Annotated in this window: 15 protein-coding genes and 1 pseudogene; 8 read left to right on the plus strand and 8 right to left on the minus strand. The window is 69.9% G+C overall.

All coding sequences use genetic code 11. The features are described from left to right. Positions 1–257 (plus strand): annotated as a pseudogene (locus ACJ73U_RS20700) (heavy metal translocating P-type ATPase); the annotation flags it as partial. 3 nt (positions 258–260) lie between these two features. Here ACJ73U_RS20700 and ACJ73U_RS20705 read toward each other — a convergent pair. The 6 genes from ACJ73U_RS20705 to ACJ73U_RS20730 are packed head-to-tail and all read right to left on the minus strand — an operon-like array spanning position 261 to position 7408. Next, positions 261–1667 (minus strand): GH1 family beta-glucosidase, encoded by a 1407-nt coding sequence (locus tag ACJ73U_RS20705; protein WP_407779310.1) that lies wholly within the window; start codon positions 1665–1667, stop codon positions 261–263. Between the two features lie 40 nt (positions 1668–1707). Continuing rightward, entirely contained in the window at positions 1708–2760 is a 1053-nt protein-coding gene (locus ACJ73U_RS20710) for an ABC transporter ATP-binding protein (protein WP_407779311.1), read from the minus strand. Beyond that, complete coding sequence (locus ACJ73U_RS20715; RefSeq protein WP_407779312.1) at positions 2757–3713, minus strand: ABC transporter permease; 957 nt, start codon at positions 3711–3713, stop codon at positions 2757–2759. The genes ACJ73U_RS20710 and ACJ73U_RS20715 overlap by 4 nt, the downstream gene beginning before the upstream one ends. A 1-nt stretch (position 3714) precedes the next feature. Continuing rightward, a complete protein-coding gene (locus ACJ73U_RS20720; RefSeq protein ID WP_407779313.1) occupies positions 3715–4695 on the minus strand; it encodes an ABC transporter permease in 981 nt (326 codons plus the stop codon). Further along, on the minus strand, positions 4695–5741 hold the full coding sequence (locus ACJ73U_RS20725) for an ABC transporter ATP-binding protein (RefSeq protein ID WP_407779314.1): 1047 nt from the start codon (positions 5739–5741) through the stop codon (positions 4695–4697). The genes ACJ73U_RS20720 and ACJ73U_RS20725 overlap by 1 nt, the downstream gene beginning before the upstream one ends. Then, positions 5741–7408: an ABC transporter substrate-binding protein gene (locus tag ACJ73U_RS20730; protein ID WP_407779315.1), complete on the minus strand. Its 1668-nt coding sequence runs from the start codon at positions 7406–7408 to the stop codon at positions 5741–5743. Before ACJ73U_RS20730 ends, ACJ73U_RS20725 begins: the two co-directional genes overlap by 1 nt. Before the next feature lie 216 nt (positions 7409–7624). On the opposite strand from ACJ73U_RS20730, the gene ACJ73U_RS20735 reads away from it, so the two are divergent. Next, positions 7625–8854 (plus strand): ROK family protein, encoded by a 1230-nt coding sequence (locus tag ACJ73U_RS20735; protein ID WP_407779339.1) that lies wholly within the window; start codon positions 7625–7627, stop codon positions 8852–8854. On the opposite strand, the gene ACJ73U_RS20740 is transcribed toward ACJ73U_RS20735, so the two are convergent. Further along, positions 8851–11082, minus strand: a complete 2232-nt coding sequence (locus ACJ73U_RS20740; RefSeq protein WP_407779316.1) for a discoidin domain-containing protein — start codon at positions 11080–11082, stop codon at positions 8851–8853. The genes ACJ73U_RS20735 and ACJ73U_RS20740 overlap by 4 nt on opposite strands. Before the next feature lie 138 nt (positions 11083–11220). Next, positions 11221–12198, minus strand: coding sequence for a LacI family DNA-binding transcriptional regulator (locus tag ACJ73U_RS20745; protein WP_407779317.1), 978 nt, complete (start codon positions 12196–12198; stop codon positions 11221–11223). Between the two features lie 59 nt (positions 12199–12257). On the opposite strand from ACJ73U_RS20745, the gene ACJ73U_RS20750 reads away from it, so the two are divergent. The 6 genes from ACJ73U_RS20750 to ACJ73U_RS20775 all read left to right on the plus strand — a co-directional run bounded on the left by ACJ73U_RS20750 (position 12258) and on the right by ACJ73U_RS20775 (position 18772). Further along, entirely contained in the window at positions 12258–12623 is a 366-nt protein-coding gene (locus ACJ73U_RS20750) for a YidH family protein (protein WP_407779318.1), read from the plus strand. Positions 12624–13378: 755 nt separating this feature from the next. Further along, positions 13379–13690: a DUF202 domain-containing protein gene (locus ACJ73U_RS20755; protein WP_407779319.1), complete on the plus strand. Its 312-nt coding sequence runs from the start codon at positions 13379–13381 to the stop codon at positions 13688–13690. 663 nt (positions 13691–14353) lie between these two features. Next, positions 14354–14929 (plus strand): DUF1295 domain-containing protein, encoded by a 576-nt coding sequence (locus ACJ73U_RS20760; protein WP_407779320.1) that lies wholly within the window; start codon positions 14354–14356, stop codon positions 14927–14929. Continuing rightward, positions 14902–15594 carry a FadR/GntR family transcriptional regulator gene (locus ACJ73U_RS20765; protein WP_407779321.1) on the plus strand — a complete coding sequence of 231 codons (693 nt, stop codon included), beginning with the start codon at positions 14902–14904 and terminating at the stop codon, positions 15592–15594. Before ACJ73U_RS20760 ends, ACJ73U_RS20765 begins: the two co-directional genes overlap by 28 nt. A gap of 31 nt (positions 15595–15625) precedes the next feature. Next, positions 15626–16843 (plus strand): RNA polymerase sigma factor, encoded by a 1218-nt coding sequence (locus ACJ73U_RS20770; protein ID WP_407779322.1) that lies wholly within the window; start codon positions 15626–15628, stop codon positions 16841–16843. Between the two features lie 339 nt (positions 16844–17182). After that, on the plus strand, positions 17183–18772 hold the full coding sequence (locus tag ACJ73U_RS20775) for a glycosyl hydrolase family 28-related protein (RefSeq protein ID WP_407779323.1): 1590 nt from the start codon (positions 17183–17185) through the stop codon (positions 18770–18772). Positions 18773–18795 lie beyond the last annotated feature (23 nt).

Consider the following 18795-nt stretch of genomic DNA (forward strand, 5'->3'; position numbering starts at 1 on the left):
ACACAATAACCCTAAACCACCCAAAACAGAACTACATCAAGGGCAACCTGTTCTGGGCGTTCGCCTACAACGTGGCCGCGATCCCCCTGGCCGCGACGGGCCTGCTGAACCCGATGCTGGCAGGCCTGACCATGGCGGCCAGCTCGGTCTTCGTGGTCACGAACAGCCTCCGCCTACGCGCCTTCGCACCGACACCGGACAGAGCGGCGCCGACGCGACCGGCGTCGGCGCCGCGCGAGCAGCTCCGGGTGGCGTAGGGGTCAGCGTCCCCGCACGCGGTGGATGGTGTCCCGGTACCAGAGTGCGCTCTGCTTCGGGGTGCGGGCCTGCGTCTCGTAGTCCACGTGCACCAGGCCGAACCGCTTCGCATAGCCGTACGACCACTCGAAGTTGTCCATCAGCGACCACGCGAAGTACCCGCGCACGTCCGCGCCCTGCTGCCGGGCCGCCGCCACCGCCGCGATGTGGGACGACAGGTACGCCGTCCGGTCGTGGTCGGCCACGAACCCCGACGGGTCGGGCTCGTCGTCGAACGCCGCGCCGTTCTCCGTGATCACCAGCGGGACGCCCGGGTACTCCCGCGACAGCCGCACCAGCAGCTGCGTGAAGCCCTCCGGCACGATCTCCCAGTCCATGGCCGTCACCGGGCGCCCGAGCGGCACCTGTTCGGTGACCGGGTTGCCCTCCGCGTCCTCCGTCCGCCCGTCGGCGTCCACGCCCGAGTACCGGTAGCTCGAGTAGTAGTTCACGCCGAGCACGTCGATCGGCGCGCTGATGATCGCGAGGTCGCCGTCGATCACCGGCAGCTTGATCCCGCGTGACGACAGGTCGTCGAGGATGTCGCCGGGGTACTGCCCGCGCAGCAACGGGTCCAGGTAGATCCGGGCGCCGAGGCCGTCGGCCCGCCGCGTCGCCTCCTGGTCCGCGAGGCTCTCCGTCGCCGGCATCGCCGAGCCCATGTTCAGCGTGATGCCCAGCTCGATCGGCTCCGTCGCGGCCGCCCGCATCCGCTGCGCCGCGAGGCCGTGGCCCAGCAGCAGGTGGTGCACGGCGTCCATCGCGTCCCCGAAGTTCTGCCGGCCGGGGGCCTGCCTGCCCTCGTAGTACCCGAGCATGGCCGAGCACCACGGCTCGTTCAGCGTGGTCCACGTGCGGACCCGGTCCTGCAGCCGGTCGAACACCAGCATCGCGTAGTCCGCGAACCGGTAGGCCGTGTCCCGTTCCGGCCAGCCGCCGGCGTCCTCCAGCTCCTGCGGCAGGTCCCAGTGGTAGAGCGTGACCCACGGGTCGACACCGGACCGCAGCAGCTCGTCCACCATCCGGTCGTAGAAGCCGAGACCGGCGGCGTTCGCCGGACCGCGGCCGCTGGGCTGGACGCGGGGCCAGGAGACGGAGAACCGGTACACGTCCACGCCGAGCGAGGCGATCAGTGCGATGTCGGCCGGCATGCGGTGGTAGTGGTCGCAGGCGACGTCACCGGTGTCACCGCCGTCGACCATGCCGGGTGTCCGGCAGTAGGTGTCCCAGATGGACAGTCCTCGGCCGTCCTCGTCGTACGCACCCTCGATCTGGTAGGCCGAGGTCGCGACGCCCCACCGGAAGTCCGCCGGCAGGCTCGCGATCAGCGTCGCCTCCTCGGTCGCCTCCACTGCGACTGTGGTGTCCAAAGATCCTCCTCAGTTCTCGACTCGCTGGCTGGAATGATGCTCACTCCGCAAGCTCCGTTCGGGAACGATGCTCACTTCGCAAGCTCCGTTCGGAGTGCAGCCAGCAGGCCACCTCCCGGTCCCGGTCTCCCTGCGGTGTCAACGCGGGCATCTGGTCGTCGCACGGCTCGAACGCCCTGGGACAGCGGGGGTGGAACGGGCACCCGGTCGGCATGGCCCGCAGGTCCGGCGGCGAACCGGGGATGCCGGTCAGCTCGCGGCGCGGACCGTGCAGCGCCGGGAACGAGTGCAGCAGCCCGTCGCTGTACGGGTGCAGCGACTGCCTGTACAGCTCCGCCGCGGGCGCGGACTCGACGATCCGGCCGCCGTACATGATCGCGATCCGGTCGGAGAACTCCACCAGCAGGGACAGGTCGTGCGTGATGAACAGCACCGAGAAGCCGATCCGCTCCCGCAGCTCCACCAGCTGCGCGAGGATCTGCCGCTGCATCACGACGTCCAGGGCCGTGGTCGGCTCGTCCATCACGACCACGCGTGGTTCCAGCGCGAGCGCCATCGCGATCATCACGCGCTGCCGCATGCCGCCGGAGAGCTGGTGCGGGTAGCTGCCCAGCCGGTCGGAGTTGATGCCGACGAGCTTCAGCAGGTCCTTCGCGCGGGCCACCCGAGCCGATCGCGTGGTCCTCGGCTCGTGTGCGGCGATCACGTCGCACAGCTGGGTCGCGACGGTGTGCACCGGGTTGAGCGAGTTCATCGCGCCCTGGAACACGATCGCGATCTCCGACCAGCGGAATCCGCGCAGCCTCGACGTCGACAGCGTGAGCAGGTCGACCGGCTCGCCGTCCCGCGGGTGGTACAGCACGCTGCCACCCGTGATCACCCCGGGCGGCGGCAGGAGGCGCAGCATGCCGTAGGCCAGGGTGGACTTCCCGGAGCCGCTCTCCCCGGCCAGGCCGAGCACCTCGCCGCGGTGGAGCGTGAGGTTCACGTCCCGGACCGCGTGCACGCCCTCCTCGCCGAGGCCGTAGTTGACGTTCAGGTCGCGGATCTCCAGCACCGGCTCGCCCTGTGGCTGACGGTTCGCTCCGCTCATCGGCGTTCCTTCCCCGAGAGCACCGGTGTGAAGCCGACGCGCATCTTGACCGACCGAGTGCTGGCGCTGGACCGCAGGCGCGGGTTGACGTACTCGTCGATGCCGAAGTTCAGCAGCGCCAACCCCGTGCCCAGCAGGGCGATCGCCAGGCCGGGTGGCACGAACCACCACCACGCGCCCTGGGCGAGCGCCTGCTGGCTCTGCGCCCAGAACAGGATCGCGCCCCAGTTCCACTCGGAGACGCCGGGCACGCCGATGAACGCGAGCGTGATCTCACTCAGCACCGCGAAGATCACCGTGCCGATGAAGCTCGCCGCGATCACCGCGGTCAGGTTCGGCAGGATCTCGAACCCGATGATCCGCCACGTGGACTCGCCGGTCGCGCGGGCCGCCTCGACGTAGTCCCTGCGCCGCAGGGAGAGCGTCTGCGCCCGCAGCACCCGCGCGCCCCACGCCCACGACGTGCAGCCGATCACGAGCGCGATCGTCATGTCGTCGGTGTCGGGCAGCGACAGCGTGATGATGAGGATCAGCGGCAGCGCCGGGATCACCAGGAACACGTTGGACAGCGCGGAGAGGCTCTCCCCGCCGGCGCCCGACAGGTAGCCGGACGTCACGCCGATCACCACGCCGAGCACCGTCGCCACCACGCCCGCGACGAGCCCGACGAGCATCACGCTGCGCGAGCCGTCGAGCATCTGGCTGAACAGGTCCTGGCCGAGGTGCGTGGTGCCGAACCAGTGGTCGCCGTTCGGCCCGACCAGCAGCTCGTCGCCGCGCTTGCCGGGGTCGTACGGCGCGAGCACCGGCCCGAAGATCGCGAGCAGGCAGAAGAACCCGAAGATCACGAGCCCGATGACGGCCTTGCGGTTGCGGAGGAACCTGAGCTGACGCCGGCGCTTCGCCGGTGCCGGTGACACCACCGGCATGACGTCCGCGGTGGGCAGTGCCATGTCAGCCCTCCTTCCTGGTGCGCGGGTCGAGCAGGAGGTAGACGAGGTCCGCGACCAGGTTCGCCGCCAGCACCGACAGGGTGATCACCAGGAAGATGCCCTGCACGAGCGGGTAGTCCTTGGCGCCGACCGCCTGGAACAGCTGGAACCCCACGCCCGGGTAGGAGAAGACGATCTCCACCAGCAGTGTGCCGCCGACGATCAGCCCGAGCGAGAGGGCGAAGCCGGACACGTTGGGCAGCAGGGCGTTGCGTGCCGCGTAGCTGAACATCACCCGCCGCTCGGACAGCCCCTTGGCGTGGGCGACGGTGATGTAGTCCTCCGAGGACACCGTGAGCATCATGTTGCGCATGGACAGGACCCAGCCGCTCATCGACGAGATCAGGATCGTGATGGCCGGCAGGATGCTGTGGTAGAGGGCACTCCACACGAAGTCCATGTCCCAGCTGGGGACGACCCCGGGGTCGTAGCCGCCGGAGGACGGGAACGGTCCACCCGCGTCGGCGAAGAGCGTGATGGCGATGAGCCCCAGCCAGAAGTAGGGGATCGACGACAGGAACGTGGTGACCGGCATGGCCAGGTCCGCCCAGGACCCGCGCCACCAGCCGGCGAGCACGCCGAGCAGCGTGCCGAGCAGGAAGCTGATCACGGTGGTGAGACCGACGAGGCCGAGCGTCCACGGGAGGCTGTCGGAGAGCACCTCGGACACCGGCGTCGGGAAGAAGGTGAACGAGAGCCCGAGGTCACCGCGGAAGAGCTGGCCGAGGTAGTCGAAGTACTGCGCGACGATGCTCTTGTCGGTGTTGAGCCCGAACAGCACGTAGAGCGACTGGATGGCCGAGGTGTCGAGCATCCCGTGCGACCGCGCGATCAGCGACTGGACCGGGTCGCCCGGGATGACGCGCGGCAGGAAGAAGTTGATGGTGATCGCGGCCCACGCCGTGAAGAGGTAGAACCCGACGCGCCGCAGCACGTATCCCATCAGGCGCCCACCTCCGGTGCCTGTTCCGCCGCCGTCCGCGTGTCGTAGAGCCAGCAGGCCGCCCAGTGCGGGCCCTCGCCGTTCGACTCCACCGGCAGCCGGGGCGGCGCCTCCGCCACACAGCGGGGCATCGCGTGCGGGCAGCGGGGGTGGAAGCGGCAGCCGGAGGGCGGGTCGATCAGGCTCGGTGGCTCGCCCGTACCGCCGTCCTTCACGTCGGACGCGTCGCCGAGGATGCGGTCCGGGTCGGGCGCCGACGCGATCAGCAGCTGGGTGTACGGGTGCGCCGCGTGCTGCGTCACCGCCTCGCCGCCGCCACCCTCGACCACCTGGCCCGCGTACATCACGAGCACCTCGTCCGCGAAGTACCGGGCCGACGCGATGTCGTGGGTGATGTAGAGGATCGCCAGGTCGAGCCGGTCCCGCAGGTCCCGCAGCAGGTTCAGCACGCCCAGCCGGATGGACACGTCCAGCATGGACACCGGCTCGTCCGCCAGCAACGCCTCCGGTCCCGCCGCCAGGGCGCGGGCGATCGCCACGCGTTGCCGCTGCCCGCCGGACAGCTCGTGCGGGAACTTCGGCAGGAACCGCTCCGGCGGGGTGAGCGCCACCCTCGTCAGCAGCTCCTCCGGGGAGACGTCGCTGTGGTGGATCCTCAGTGCCCGCGTCAGGTGGTACCGCACGGTGTGCACGGGGTTCAGCGACGCGAACGGGTCCTGGAACACCATCTGCACCCGCCGGCAGTACGCCCGGAACCCCCGGCGGGAGGCCCGGACCGGCGAGCCGTGCAGCAGCACCTCGCCGGACGTCTGCGGCACCAGCTGCGCCAGCAGCCGTGCGACGGTCGACTTGCCGGAACCCGACTCGCCGACCATCGCGGTGACCCGGCCCCGCCGAAGCGCAAGGTCCACGCCCTCGACGGCGTGGACCGCCCGCCGCTGCCCGAACAGGGTCCGGAGACGGCGGCGGATGGGGAAGTGCTTGGTGAGGCCCACCGCCGCCAACACCGTGTCGGTGGCGGCGGCGGGCCGGTCGGTGACCGTCATCAGGCCGGCTTGAGGTGGAGGATGATGTCGAGGGCGTTCGGCTGCGTCGGCTGCGCAGGCGCGTACTGGTTGCTGTCGTCGGGCCAGCCGACCCAGTTCTTCGTGCTGTACTCGCCGCCCGCGTTGGCCGCGCCGGTCACCAGGACCGGTGCCTGCTCGACGTAGATCTTCTGCAGCTCGTCCATCGCGGCCTTGCGGGTCGCGTCGTCCGGGGCGTTGGCGTACTGGTTGAGCGCCGCGGTCGCGTCCGCGTTCTGGAAGCGGCCCCAGTTGCCGTTGACGCCGGACTGGCCCGTCGGCTTGTACAGCGCACCGTCCATCATGGACTCGTAGATGTCGTAGGGGGTCGCGCCGTTGTTGGTCCAGTGCATCGCGCCCTCGAACTGACCGGTGTCGATGTTCGACGTCCAGGTGTCCTCGTTGGCCTTGTCGACCGTGGCGTCGATGCCGATCTCGGACAGGTTGTCCTTGATGATCTCGAGCGTGGTGATGTAGTCCGACCAGCCGGCCGGGTTCGACAGCGTGATCTTCACCGGCTTGCCGGTCGGGTCGACCAGCTTGTCACCCTGGAAGGTGAAGCCCGCGTTCGTCAGCTCCTTCTTGGCGCCCGCGACGTCGACCTTGAAGCTCTTGCTCTTGTAGGCGTCGGCGAGGAACGGCTCGCCCGCCGGCGTCGGCAGGCCCGTGACGTTCTTGACCTGGGGGTAGAAGTAGCCCGACTCGCCCTGCTTGAACACGTCCCCGCGGTTGATCACCATGTTCATCGCGCGGCGCAGCGCCGGGTTGTCGAACGGCTTGAGCTGGGTGTTCAGGAACAGGCCGTGGATGCCGAGCACCGGCGGGAACCACAGCTTGTGGTGCTGCGGGTCCTTGTTGACGTAGACGGTCTGGTAGTTGGAGATGAACGTGAACGCCCACTCGGACGAGCCGTTGGCCAGCGCCGTGGTCTGCGCGTTGTTGTCGTTGTACGACGTGTAGCGCAGCTCCTTGACCTTCGGCAGGTCCTGCCAGTACTCCTTGCGCACGTCCAGCGTCACGGTCTGCGGGGTGAACGTCTTCAACGTGTAGGGGCCGCTGCCGACCGGGTTCTTGACGGGGTCGGTGGCCGGGTTGGACATCTTCTCCCACTGGTGCTTGGGCACCATCGGGGTCTGGGTCAGGATGTCCATCTGGTTCACGAACTGGGGGGTCGTGAAGGTGGCGGTGACCTTGTCGCCGTCGACGCTGATCTGGTCGTACGGGATGGCGTTGATGTTCAGTGCCTTGGTGTTCTTCAGCAGCGTGAAGGTGTAGGCGATGTCCTCGGCGGTCAGCGGCTGGCCGTCGGACCACTTCACGCCGTCGCGGATGGTCAGCTCGAGCTTGCGGTAGTTGTCCGACCAGGTCCACTTCGTGGCGAGCCAGGGCTTGCCGTCCTCGGCGGGCTTCACCTGGTTGAACATCACGAGCGGCTCGTAGAGCGCCCACCGGTAGCCGAGCGAGTTGCTGGCGCTGGACGGCAGGAACGGGTTGTGGTTCTCCGTCTGCGGGCCGTTCGGCATGCCGACGTTGAGCACGCCGTCCGGATTGCCCGCGGCGCCGCCCGTGGTGCCGTCACCGCAGGCCGCCACGCCGGACAGGAGGAGTAACGCCGCGCCGACGGACACGGCCTTTCGCCTGAGTCGCATGTACACCGGACTCCTTTGTCGAGGAAGGGAAACGCCAGCAACGACTTCTGAGCGAGCGTGCCGTGTCTCCACGCCTGGTCCCGGAGTCAACTCGGTGACCGTGGTCACGTCAATAACGGACAGGTAACGAACTTAGACTTATTTGAAGACTCGAATAAAGTCCTCCGCGCAACGCTTGGTTAGGCTGGCGCGGTGGTCTTCGAAGGGACGGTGCTCATGCGGCCGAGACGTGCGACGGTTCGTGACCTGCGCAGACGCAACCGCTCGACACTGCTGTCCACGCTGTTCTTCGAGGGCCCGCTGTCCCGGCACGAGCTGGGCGGGCACACCGGCCTGTCGGCCGCGACGGTCAGCAACGTGGTCGGCGAGCTGATCGACGACGGCCTGGTGGTCGAGGCGGGGCTCGTGGAGTCCGACGGCGGCCGGCCGCGGGTGCTGCTGCGGGTGAACCCGTCCTACGGGCACGTGGTCGGCATCGACGTCGGCGAGACCGGCGTGACCATGGAGGTGTTCGACCTCGCGATGACCCGGCTGGCCACGGTCATCCGCCCGCTGGACGGCGACCTGCCGGCGGCCGCGGTGGTCGGCAGGCTGATCGCGGAGGGCTTCCGCGAGCTGCTGGCCTCGGCCGACGTCGCCGAGGAGACCGTGATCGGCGTCGGCATGGGCGTGCCGGGCACGGTCGAGCAGGGCGCGACGGCACGGGTGCACGCCCAGACCATCGGCTGGGACGGCGTCGCGCTGGCCGAGCTGGTGCACGCGGAGGGTGTCAGGGCGCCGTTCTTCGTCGAGAACGGCGCGAAGACGCTGGGACAGGCCGAGATGTGGTTCGGCGCCGGGCGCGGCACCCGGCACGCGGTGATCGCGCTGATCGGCTCGGGCGTCGGCGCCACGGTGATCACCGACGGCACGACCTACCGCGGCGCGACGAGTAGCGCGGGGGAGTGGGGCCACACGACGCTCTCCTTCGGCGGCCGGCCGTGCCGCTGCGGCGCGCTCGGCTGCCTCGAGGCGTACGTCGGTGCGGAGGGCATCCTCGACCGGTACCGGAAAGCCCGTGGCGGCAGGGCGATCCCGCGTGAGGACGAACCGTCCCAACTGGACTTCCTCCTCGAGTCGGTGGAGCGGTCGACCACGGCGGCGGGTGTGGTCGCGGACACCGTCGGCTACCTCGGTGCCGGGATCGCCAACCTGGTCAACCTGTTCAACCCCGAGCGGATCGTCCTCGGCGGCTGGGCCGGCGTGGCGCTGGGTTCGCGGCTGCTGCCGGAGATCCGCACCGCGACGGCCGCCCACGCCCTGCGCCACGCCTACGAGCAGACGTCGATAGTCCTCTGCGAGCTGGGCCAGGACGCGGTGGCCATCGGCGCGGCCACCCTCCCGGTCGAGGCGTTGCTGAACCTGGGGTCGGACCCGCGGGTCCGACCCCAGGTTCCCGCCATCTAGGGATAGTTGACCAGGTAGCTCACCTGGTGCGGCTGGTTCGCCACGTCACCCGTGTCGTTGATGACGTGGTTGATCGTGCCGACGCCACCGAGGGAAACCGTGACCAGGTCGTGGAATCGGACACCCGACCGGTTCGGCGCCTCGAAGCCGCGGCTCGCGGTCACCGCGTTGTTGGTGTTGAAGAAGCAGTACACGCCCAGGCCCCACGCCTCGTGCGTGGTCACCGAGTCGGCCACCTTGTAGGAGGCCCAGCCGAGCGACCCGCCGCCGCTGGAGCCCCAAGTGGCGTTGTCGGGCGGGTCGTAGGGCATCTCGTTCTGGAAGAAGTACGTCCGGCCGTTGTTGCCGTTCCAGAGCACGTTGTACTGCTGGTAGTGCTCGACGAACAACCCGTACATGATCACGTTGTCGCCGTTGACCACCAGGCCGTTCTGCGCGGTGTTCGTGTTCCAGCCGACGCCGGTCCCGTGGTCGGCGCGCCACAGCCACATGTGGTCACCGATCACGTCCTTCGAGTTGATCCGCAGGGAGACCGTCGCCTTGCCGGCGTGCTGGCCGCCCACGCGGAAGAACACGTCGTGCAGCGAGGACGGGTTCGCCGAGTGGCTCGCGCTCGACCCGCTCGGGCCCATCTCCACCAGCACGGGTGAGTTCTGCGCGCCGGCGTCGACCAGCAGACCCGCGAGCTTCACACCGTCCACATCGGACACGGAGATGGCCGGCAGACCGGTGTCCGGCGTGAGCGTGGCGAGCCCGAGGCCCAGCACGACCGTGTTCGGGTTGGTGACGCGGATCGTGTCGTTCAGGTGGTGGACGCCGGGTGCGAACAGCAGGTGCTTGCCCTGTGCCAGCGCGGCGTTGATGGTCGAGGCCGGCGTGCCCTCCTTCACGATGAAGAAGTCGGCCAGCGAGATCGACGTGCCGGCGGGGTTGCCGCTCGACCAGGACGTGCCGCGGGCGTTCTCCCGCAGTGCCGGCACGAACACCCGGTACTCGGTGCCGTCGAAGTACAGGAAGGGCTTCTCCCTGATCTTCGGCGAGGTGTCGACGACTGTGTGGGACGGGTCGGGGAAGTGCTGCGCGGGTGCCCCGGTCGTGCCCGTGAACACCATGTTCCAGACCGAGCCGCTCCAGCCGCCGCGCAGGTCGCTGTTGCGGGTGAGGAACTGCTGCTGCGAGCCGGACACGGTGAGGCCGTCGATCTGGGAGTCGGCGATCAGCCCACCGGACGCCCAGCCGTCGCCGCCGTTCCAGAGCTGGATCTGCCCGCTCAGGTGCATGCGCCGGTAGGGCGCGGCCTGCGAGACGGCCCAGCGCTCGACCTGTCCGGCCGGGAGGTGGACGTACATGTTCTCGGCGGAGCGCCAGAAGTTCTGCGTGGCGTTGCCGAGGTTGTTCGGGTTGTCACCCTGCTGGAGCCAGTCGGCCTCGACACGCACGTGGCCGTTGATGTTGACCTGGTCCGGCAGCAGGCCGAGACCGGCGACCTGGGTGTAGAAGCGGAGGTCGACGTCGGCGCTGTAGGTGCCGGGCTTGAACAGGACGGCGTAGCGCTGCGTGCCGAACTGGTTGGTCCGCATCGTGCTCGCGATGGTGTTGAGCCGCGACTGGATCGTGCTCTGCGGTGTCGACGGGTCGAAGACGAACACGTTCGGGCCGAAGTCCGGGGCACGCGGGTCCGTCGGCGGGACGACCGGGCCGGTGCCGCCGTCGTCGGTGAACACACTCAGCTCCCAGAGGGAGTAGCCGTACTGGGTGGCACGGGTGGTGCCGTAGACGCGCAGGTAGCGGCCGCTGCCGGTGACGTCGAGCGTCTGGTTGCCGCCGGCGCCGGTGGTCGTGGAGTAGACCGTGGTCCAGTTGCTGGCGTCGGTGGACACCTGGAGCTGGAAGGCGCGCCCGTAGGCCGCCTCCCAGTTGAGGCCGACCCGGCAGACCTGCTTGGTCGACCCGAGGTCGACCTGCAGCCACTGCGGGTCGCTGAACGCGCTGGACCAGCGGGTGCCGGTGTTGCCGTCGACGGCGGCACTGGCCGGGGTGCCGGCGTTCTCGGTGGACGAGGTGGTTGCGGGCCGGTTGAGCGCGGCGTTGGTCGTGCCGCAGGCGAGCGGCGCGGCACTGGCACCGGGCACGGCACCAGCACCGGGCACGACGACGACGGTCGCCGCCGCGGTGACGAAGGAGGCGATGGCGACGAGCAGCCGCCGGGGGACGGGCGGGCGTTTCATAGGACCACCTGGAATCGATTCAGGGGAGCAGGGACGGTCCGGCATGACAGGTGCGAAACCGGTACCGGAACCGGTTCCGAACCTGTGATGCATTTAACAAGGAGGCAACACGCCCGTCAACCCGCGTCCCGCCGTCGCTCAGGCCGCTGGCGCGCTCTCGCGGATCACCAGGGAGGTCGGCAGCACCTGTGGCCTGTCCGGGAGGGGCGCGCCGTCGAGGTGGGAGAGCAGCATGGTCGCCGCGGCCTCACCCATCTCCCGGGACGGTTGGCGGATGGTGGTCAGCGCCGGTTGGGTGTGGGCGGCGATGGCGATGTCGTCGAAGCCGATCACCGCGACGTCGTGCGGCACCGCGAGCCCGGCGGCACGCAGGCCGTCCAGGACGCCGACCGCCATCAGGTCGTTGTGCGCGAACACGCCGTCGAACCGGCCGCGGGCAAGGAGCTCGGCGACCGCCGACTGGCCGGACTCACGCGTGAAGTCGCCCTCCACCACCCGCACGCCGCCGGCCATGGCCTGAAAGCCCGCCGTGCGGTCGCGGGTGCAGCCGAAGTCGGCCGGCCCCGTCACCATGGCGAGCCGCTCCCGGCCCAACGCCAGCAGGTGGGCGGCCGCGTCCCGCCCGCCCACGCCGTTGCTCGTCGCGACGGACGGGAAGCCGGGGTGGTGCCCGCGGTCGTCGATCATCACGACCGGCAGCCCGGACTCGTGCAGGCTGGTGACGTACGGCAGGGCCTCCGGCGGCACGACCAGCAGCAACCCGTCGAACGCACTGGCCGACACGTGCCGCGCGAACCGCTCCAGCGACTCCTCACCGCGGTTCACGGTGTGCAGCAGCAGCCCGTAGCCCTGCGCCTCCAGCACGTCGGCGACGCCCTGCAGCACGTCGCCCATCCACGGCCAGGTCAGCCCGGGCACCAGCATCCCGACCGTCTGCGCCCGCCCACGCGCCAGCCCGACCGCCCGCGCACTGGGCGTGTACCCGGTGGCGGCGATGACCTCCCGCACGCGGATCGCCGTGGCCGCGTCCACCTCGCCCTTGTTGTTGAGCACACGCGACACGGTCGTCTTGCTGACCCGTGCCCGTCTGGCGACCTCGGCGATCGTCACGCGCATGCCGATCAGGATACGGTCAGGACGTGCGCGACAGGACCGCCGGCGGCTGAGTGGGCAGGATGAGCTGGCCAACCAAACTGAGAGAACACGGCGAGGACCCGGACCCGAGGTTCAGCTTCGCCAACGAACGAACGTTCCTGGCATGGATCCGCACGGCCCTGGCACTGCTGGCCGCGGGCATCGGCCTGGAGGCGTTCGCACCACCCCTGGCGGTACCGGGCCTGCGCCAGGTCCTGGCCGGCCTGATGGTGCTGGCCGGCGTGGCGACAAGCGCACTGGCCTTCCGAAGATGGCTGAGAGCCGAAGAAGCCATACGAGAGCGAAGGCCGCTCCCCACCCCGCGAATAGCCCCATGGCTCTCCTACGGCGTGGCCACAGCGGCACTGGCCATCTTCATCCTGCTGGTGATAGCAAACCCGCACTGACACGCGGTGGTTCCACAGTGGCCCCGCCAGGATGACGAAGACACCGCATGCCCTGTGGTCAAGCCGGGTGAAGGGGACCCCAGCTCGTGGCCAGGGCGATGGAACCGGACCCAGGCTCGGTGGCGGAGGTGATGGAGTGGGACCAGGCTCCGCGCCCAAGGTGACCGAGCCGAGCCCATGCCCCCGTCGCCATGCCAGCGAAGGGGAGCAAGCCCGGCGGCAGGGCGACGAACCCGGACCCAGGCCCGGTGGCCGAGGTGACAGAGCCGGACCCAGCCCAGTCGCCAAGGTGACAAACACGACCCAAGCCCCATGCCAAGGTGACGGAGCCGGACCCAGCCCCGTGCCCAAGGTGACGGAACCGACCCAAGCCCCGTCGTCAAAGTGGCGAAGGCGACCCGAGCCCTGTGGCCAAAGTGGCGAAACAGACTTCCCCGCTAGGCAGTTCGGTGGTGGTGGCGGGGGCAAGGCAGGCAGGCGCCAGCCTGCCCCCGAAAGGGGCCTGCCCAGGGCGGCGGAGGCTCGCGGGTCAAGGGTGACGGCCGCCAGGCCGTCATCGGGCGAAGCCCGACGCCGAAGGCGCCCTTGACGCGTGAGTCGCCGCCCGTACAATCCCGCCGCCACCACCGAACACCTGGGACGAGGCGCGCACCACCAAACCCACCGAACACCCGGCACCCGGCACCCAACCCACGCACTCGAGGACGACGAGAGACGACGAGAGACGACGAGAGACGACGAGCACCAGAGGCGACATGAGCCCACCCCCAGGAGTCCAAAACGAACGAACCTCCCTGGCCTGGACCAGAACCGGCCTGGGCCTGGCCGGCTGCGCCCTACTGACCGGCCGCCTGGCCATCCAGAAAAACCACCCCTGGGCAGTAGCCGCGGCAATAACCGCAGCCCTCCTGGCCGTGGGATTCCTGGCCTGGTCACACGACCGCTACCGCCGAGCCCAACGCCGCCTGGAACAGCGGCACCCCGTCGCCGCAGCCCTCCCAGCCCTGGTCCTCACCGCCGCCGTCACCGTCGTCGGCCTACTGGCCCTACTGCTGATCACGCTCTGAGAAAGAAGCCCCGGACCCGGGCTCTCCCAGCCACCGGCCATGTATACCGCACCGAAAGCCGACGTCGCACAAACCCGAGGCACCGCCTCACGCAGGCGAGATCACCAACCGTCCAAAAAGGACACACGAACTGGCAGGTTCCGCACCGTGGAATCCGCACGGCGGTAAGCCCGGCTACTCCCGCGCCCGACCATGACCACTATCTCCGCGGCCTCGCCCGATGCCCGGCGCGGAACGATCTCCGGACGGATCCAATCCGCGCCGCGCGGCGCACCGAACTCCTGCCGAGGGCGAAGAGGAATCTGAGGTGGGCAACGCGCTGTACCTGGCTCGCGCGTTGGAGCAGACACTCGGTGCGGCCCTCCCGATCGGCGTCCGGACCTGGGACGGGGGAAGGGGCGGGTCCGGACGCCGGCCCGGTTGTCGTGCTGGACAACCGGCGGGAATGCCCGTGAACCCGCGCCGCCGGACCGGTGCTCGTGCTGATGCTCGCCGCATTCGCGGCCGGTGCCCGCAGGCGGCGACCTCACGGAGTAGATGTGGTGTGAGGCCTGGGTTTCGTGCTCATCGATGTGGTAACCGCCGTGCTCGCGAACGGACCCCGGGGCCCCCCCCTGGGGACCGCGGCTCGCGCGGGCGCGGCAATCCGGAAAGATCGCCGCTATGTCCCGTGTCGGGAAATCCCAACATCTACGTCCTGTATTCGGTATACTATTTACCGGCCCGCGGTCGGGGACCGTGTCGCTGCTACGCGCCAAGGCGACGGCACATGGAGCCGTTGTGGCTGGTCGGCTTCGTGTCGAGGTGACGGGGAACGCCCAGGGCGGCCGAGCCGCCGACCAAGGGAAGGTGCTCGACACCCGCCTGCGGCGCTACGCCGGCCATCCCAACTATTTCGCCGACGCGTGTGTCCGGCGGGGATTTCTTGTGCCGGCCTGGCCCGATTGGCCGGGGCTTGTAACGGCCGTGGGGCCGGCAGCGATTATGCTCCTTCTCACCACAGGGCCCGGCAAACCATTGCCCGAGAAGTCGATTCGGGCCCGGCGGACCCGTCTATGCCAAATACCTGGCACGCGCCAGTGGATTGTTCCCCCGGCCGCGGAAAAAAGACTGACGAAAACCGCAGACAATCTGTCAAATGTCGCTAACATGTGCGAGTGGCAGCAACAGGCGCGGGGACGCCCAGGAGGCCGGTCAGACGCAGCGACAAGGTGTCAGAGGCGATCGCGCGCGACATAGTCCGCCGGATCGGCGCCGAGGAGCTGACGCCGGGCACGCAGCTGCCGCCGGAAGCCAAGATGCTGGAGGAGTACCGCGTGGGCCGCGGCTCGCTGCGGGAGGCGTTGCGGATCCTCGAGGTGCACGGGCTGATCTCGATCAAGCCCGGTCCGCGTGGCGGGCCGACCGTCGACCAGGTCCACACGGAGAACTTCGGCCGGATGGCCACGCTGTACTTCCAGATGGACGGTGTGACCTTCGCCGATCTCGTCGACGCGCGGATCGTGATGGAGCCGATGCTCGCCGCCCTGGCCGCGCAGCACCGCGACCCGCAGCTCGTCGCCGAGCTGGCGCGATTCACGGGCACGTCCCGCACCGACGACGACGAGTACGCGCGCGACGCCGACGACTTCCACCGGCTGGTGGCCGCCATGTCCGGGAACCCGGTCATGACCCTGTTCGGGCAGTCGCTCACCGACATCCTGCGCGACCGCCTGTCGCCGCCGCTGTTCCCCAAGTCGCGGCGCGCCGCGGTGTTGGGGGTCCACACCGCGATCGCGGAGGCGGTCACCTCGGGCGATGTCGCGCGGGCCGAGGAGCTCATGCGTGAGCACATGACGGAGTACGCCGCCTATGCTCGCCGGCGTCATCCGGGGCTCATGCGTGAGGTGGTGGACTGGCGTTGACCGATCATCCACAACGGAGTACGCAGTAGCGGTGAGTCCCGATCTCGACCTGAAGTCCGACGCCGACCTGATCGCGGAGGTGCGTGCCGGCGACTCGGAGGCGTACGGCGTGCTCTACGAGCGGCACCTGCACGCCGCGAAGCGGGCCGCGTCGTGCCTCGCGCACACGCCGGCCGAGCGCGAGGACCTGGTGGCGGACGCGTTCGTGCGGGTGCTGCGCGTCCTGCGGGACGGCGCCGGCCCCACCGAGGAGTTCCGCGCGTACCTGCTCGTCACGATGCGCAACGCGGCGATCAGCACGTCCCGGGGTGCCTCCGTGGCACCGTACGCGGACGTGCCGGAGGCCTACCTGCCGCGGCCGGGCGGCGACCCGGTGATGAACCGCTGGGAGGCGATGACCGCCGCGACCGCGTTCGCGAGCCTGCCGGAGCGGTGGCGGACCGTGTTGTGGCACACCGAGGTCGAGGAGGAGACGCCGGCGGAGATCGCCCCGCTGCTCGGCATGCGGCCGAACGGGGTGGCGGCGCTGGCGTACCGGGCGCGGGAGGGGCTGCGGCAGGCGTACCTGCGTGCCCACCTCGCGGAGGTCGAGGGCCGGGAGTGCCGCGCGACGGTGGCCAAGCTGGCGGGGTGGGTGCGGCGCAGCGTGCCGGTTCCGTTGGGCCGCAAGATCAGCCGCCACCTGGCGGTCTGCGCGGAGTGCCGGGCCCGTGCGGACGCGCTGAGCAGGATCAACGAGGAGCTGCGCGCGTCGGTGGCGCCGGTGCTGCTGGGTGCGGCGTTCGCCGCCGCGTACGTCCCGGCGCCGGGTGCGGCCGCCGCGTCCGGCGCGGTGGCCGTGAAGACGTTGCTGGCGAAGATCGGCGTCGCGGCCGTGATCGCCGCGGCGGCCGTGACCACGGTGGTCTCGACCGTGCCGAACGTCGCCGGTGAGCAGCCCTTCCCGATCCCGGCGCTGGCCAACCCGACCGGGACGTCCGACTCGATCGAGGGCCCGGCGGCTCCGGCGGGTGACCGGAAGACTCCCGCTGACGCCGGCGGCACGTCCACGGCCGCCACGACGACCACGCTCCCGGCGGGCCCGGCACCGGCGGCGGTGACCACCACGGCGGTGTCGACCACCGCCGAGGACCCGAAGACCGAAAAGCAGGCGGCCAAGGAGTCGAAGCAGTCCGCGAAGGAAGCCGCCAAGGAGTCGAGGAAGGCCGAGAAAGAAGCGGCCAAGGAGTCCAAGAAGGCGAACAAGTAGCCGTCGCGAGTCCCACGCCCGACCGTCGCGAGTCCTATGCCCAACCCCCGCGAGTCCCGCGTTCAGCCCTGCGAGTCCCGTGTTCTGCCGCCGTGCCCTGGTGCGGGAGCCGCGGTCACGGGCGACCTGATGCCGGCCGGGCATCACCTGTTTCGATAAAGAACGACATCGCGCATTGACCATGTCGACCACGCCTCTTGACGGCTGGAAGTTTCGGCGTACCCGCCAGGAAAGCCTTTTCCTCAGTCGGTGTGGACGGCTAGGCTCCCAACCATGGATCGGCGTGGATTCCTTCGTGCGGCTGGAATCACCGCGGCAAGCGGTTATCTCTCAGCGGCGGTGACCAGCGGTCCCGCCGCCGCTGCCGATCATCCACACTGGAACGACCTGTGGCGCGAGTACCTGTCGAATCCGGACACGCACCCCTTGGTCCCCAACGTCTCCTACGCGGGATACCACCGTGGCGAGCGGCCCATCCCGCGGCCGGGGGTCCGCGCCAGCGTGACGTCCTTCGGCGCGGTCGGCGACGGCACGACCGACTGCACCGCCGCCTTCAATGAGGCGGTCGAGCGTGTCGGCGCGGCGGGCGGCGGCGCCGTGTACGTCCCCCCGGGCACGTACCTGCTGACGGGCGTCGTGTGGGTGCACCGCGGCAACGTCGTCATCCGCGGCGCGGGCAGGAACCGCACCAGGCTGTACTTCGCGAAGTCCCTCACCGAGAGCTACCGGCCCCCGTCGCGCCAGGAGTGGTCGTGGAACGGCGGCATGGTCTGGTTCATGCCGCGGGAGCTGCGTGCCCAGCTGGAGGCCGCCGGGTTCGTCGGCAACGAGGGCTGGTTGGACAACCGGGACCTGGCCGAGGTCACCGCGGACGTCCCGCGCGGCAGCAGGCACATCCCGGTCGACGATCCGAGCGAGTTCCGCGCGGGTGAGCACGTTCTCCTGCTGGCCGACAACACGAGCGACAACTCGCTGCTCGCGCACCTGGCCGGCGACATCCCCGGCGCCGCGACCTACCCGTGGGAGACCGCCGCCCGCCGCCTGCGCCCGGAGCTGACGGACTGGCCGCTGAAGGTCAACTTCGACCGCTACCGGTTCCCGGTCCAGGTGGCGAAGGTGCGCCACGACGGGATCGTGCTGGCGCAACCACTCCGGCTCGACCTGCGGGCCGGCTGGTCACCGCGGTTCGCCACGCTCGGCCCGGTGGTCAGCGAGTCGGGCATCGAGGACCTGACCATCGAGATGAGGCTGACCCCGCAGACCACCCACCACCAGGACCTCGGCTTCAACGGCCCGCACTACCAGGCCACGCTCAACTGCTGGGCACGCGACGTCGACCTGTGGCACAGCGACAACGGCTTCGGCTCCACCACCAGCAAGAACCTCATGCTCACCGGCGTCAGGGTCGGCGGCCGCGCCCGCCACCACACGTTCATCTGCCGCGTGCAGACCAACGACATGCTCGTCGACCACTTCGAGATCCCGCCGGCGACCACCCCGGTCGCCACGGGCGCCATCCACCACGGCCTGAACACCGAGGGCCTCTCCGGTGGCAACGTCTGGTCGAACGGCGTCATGGAGGGCACGTTCGACTCGCACCGCGCGTTGCCGTTCGAGAGCGTGCGCACCGCGATCACCGTGACCAACAACGGATCCACGGGTGGCGCGAGTGACGCGGGACCGCGCTGGGGCGCGCGGTTCTGCCACTGGGACATCGACGTCACGAACGGCCGGTCGCACGGCATCCGGCTGGAGGAGCACGCGCCGCACAGCGCGATGGTCGGCATCCGCGGCACGACCGGCCCGACCGACCACCCCAAGGACTTCACCGGTGACGTCGGCTCGGTGGCCGACGCGCTCGACCAGCCGGTGTACCCGAGCAACCTGTACGAGGCCCAGCTGCGCCACCGGTTGCGCGGCACGCGGTAGAAGACATCAGGCGGAGGGAGCGG

The sequence above is a fragment of the Actinophytocola sp. genome (assembly GCF_045807065.1).
Classification (GTDB): domain Bacteria; phylum Actinomycetota; class Actinomycetes; order Mycobacteriales; family Pseudonocardiaceae; genus Actinophytocola.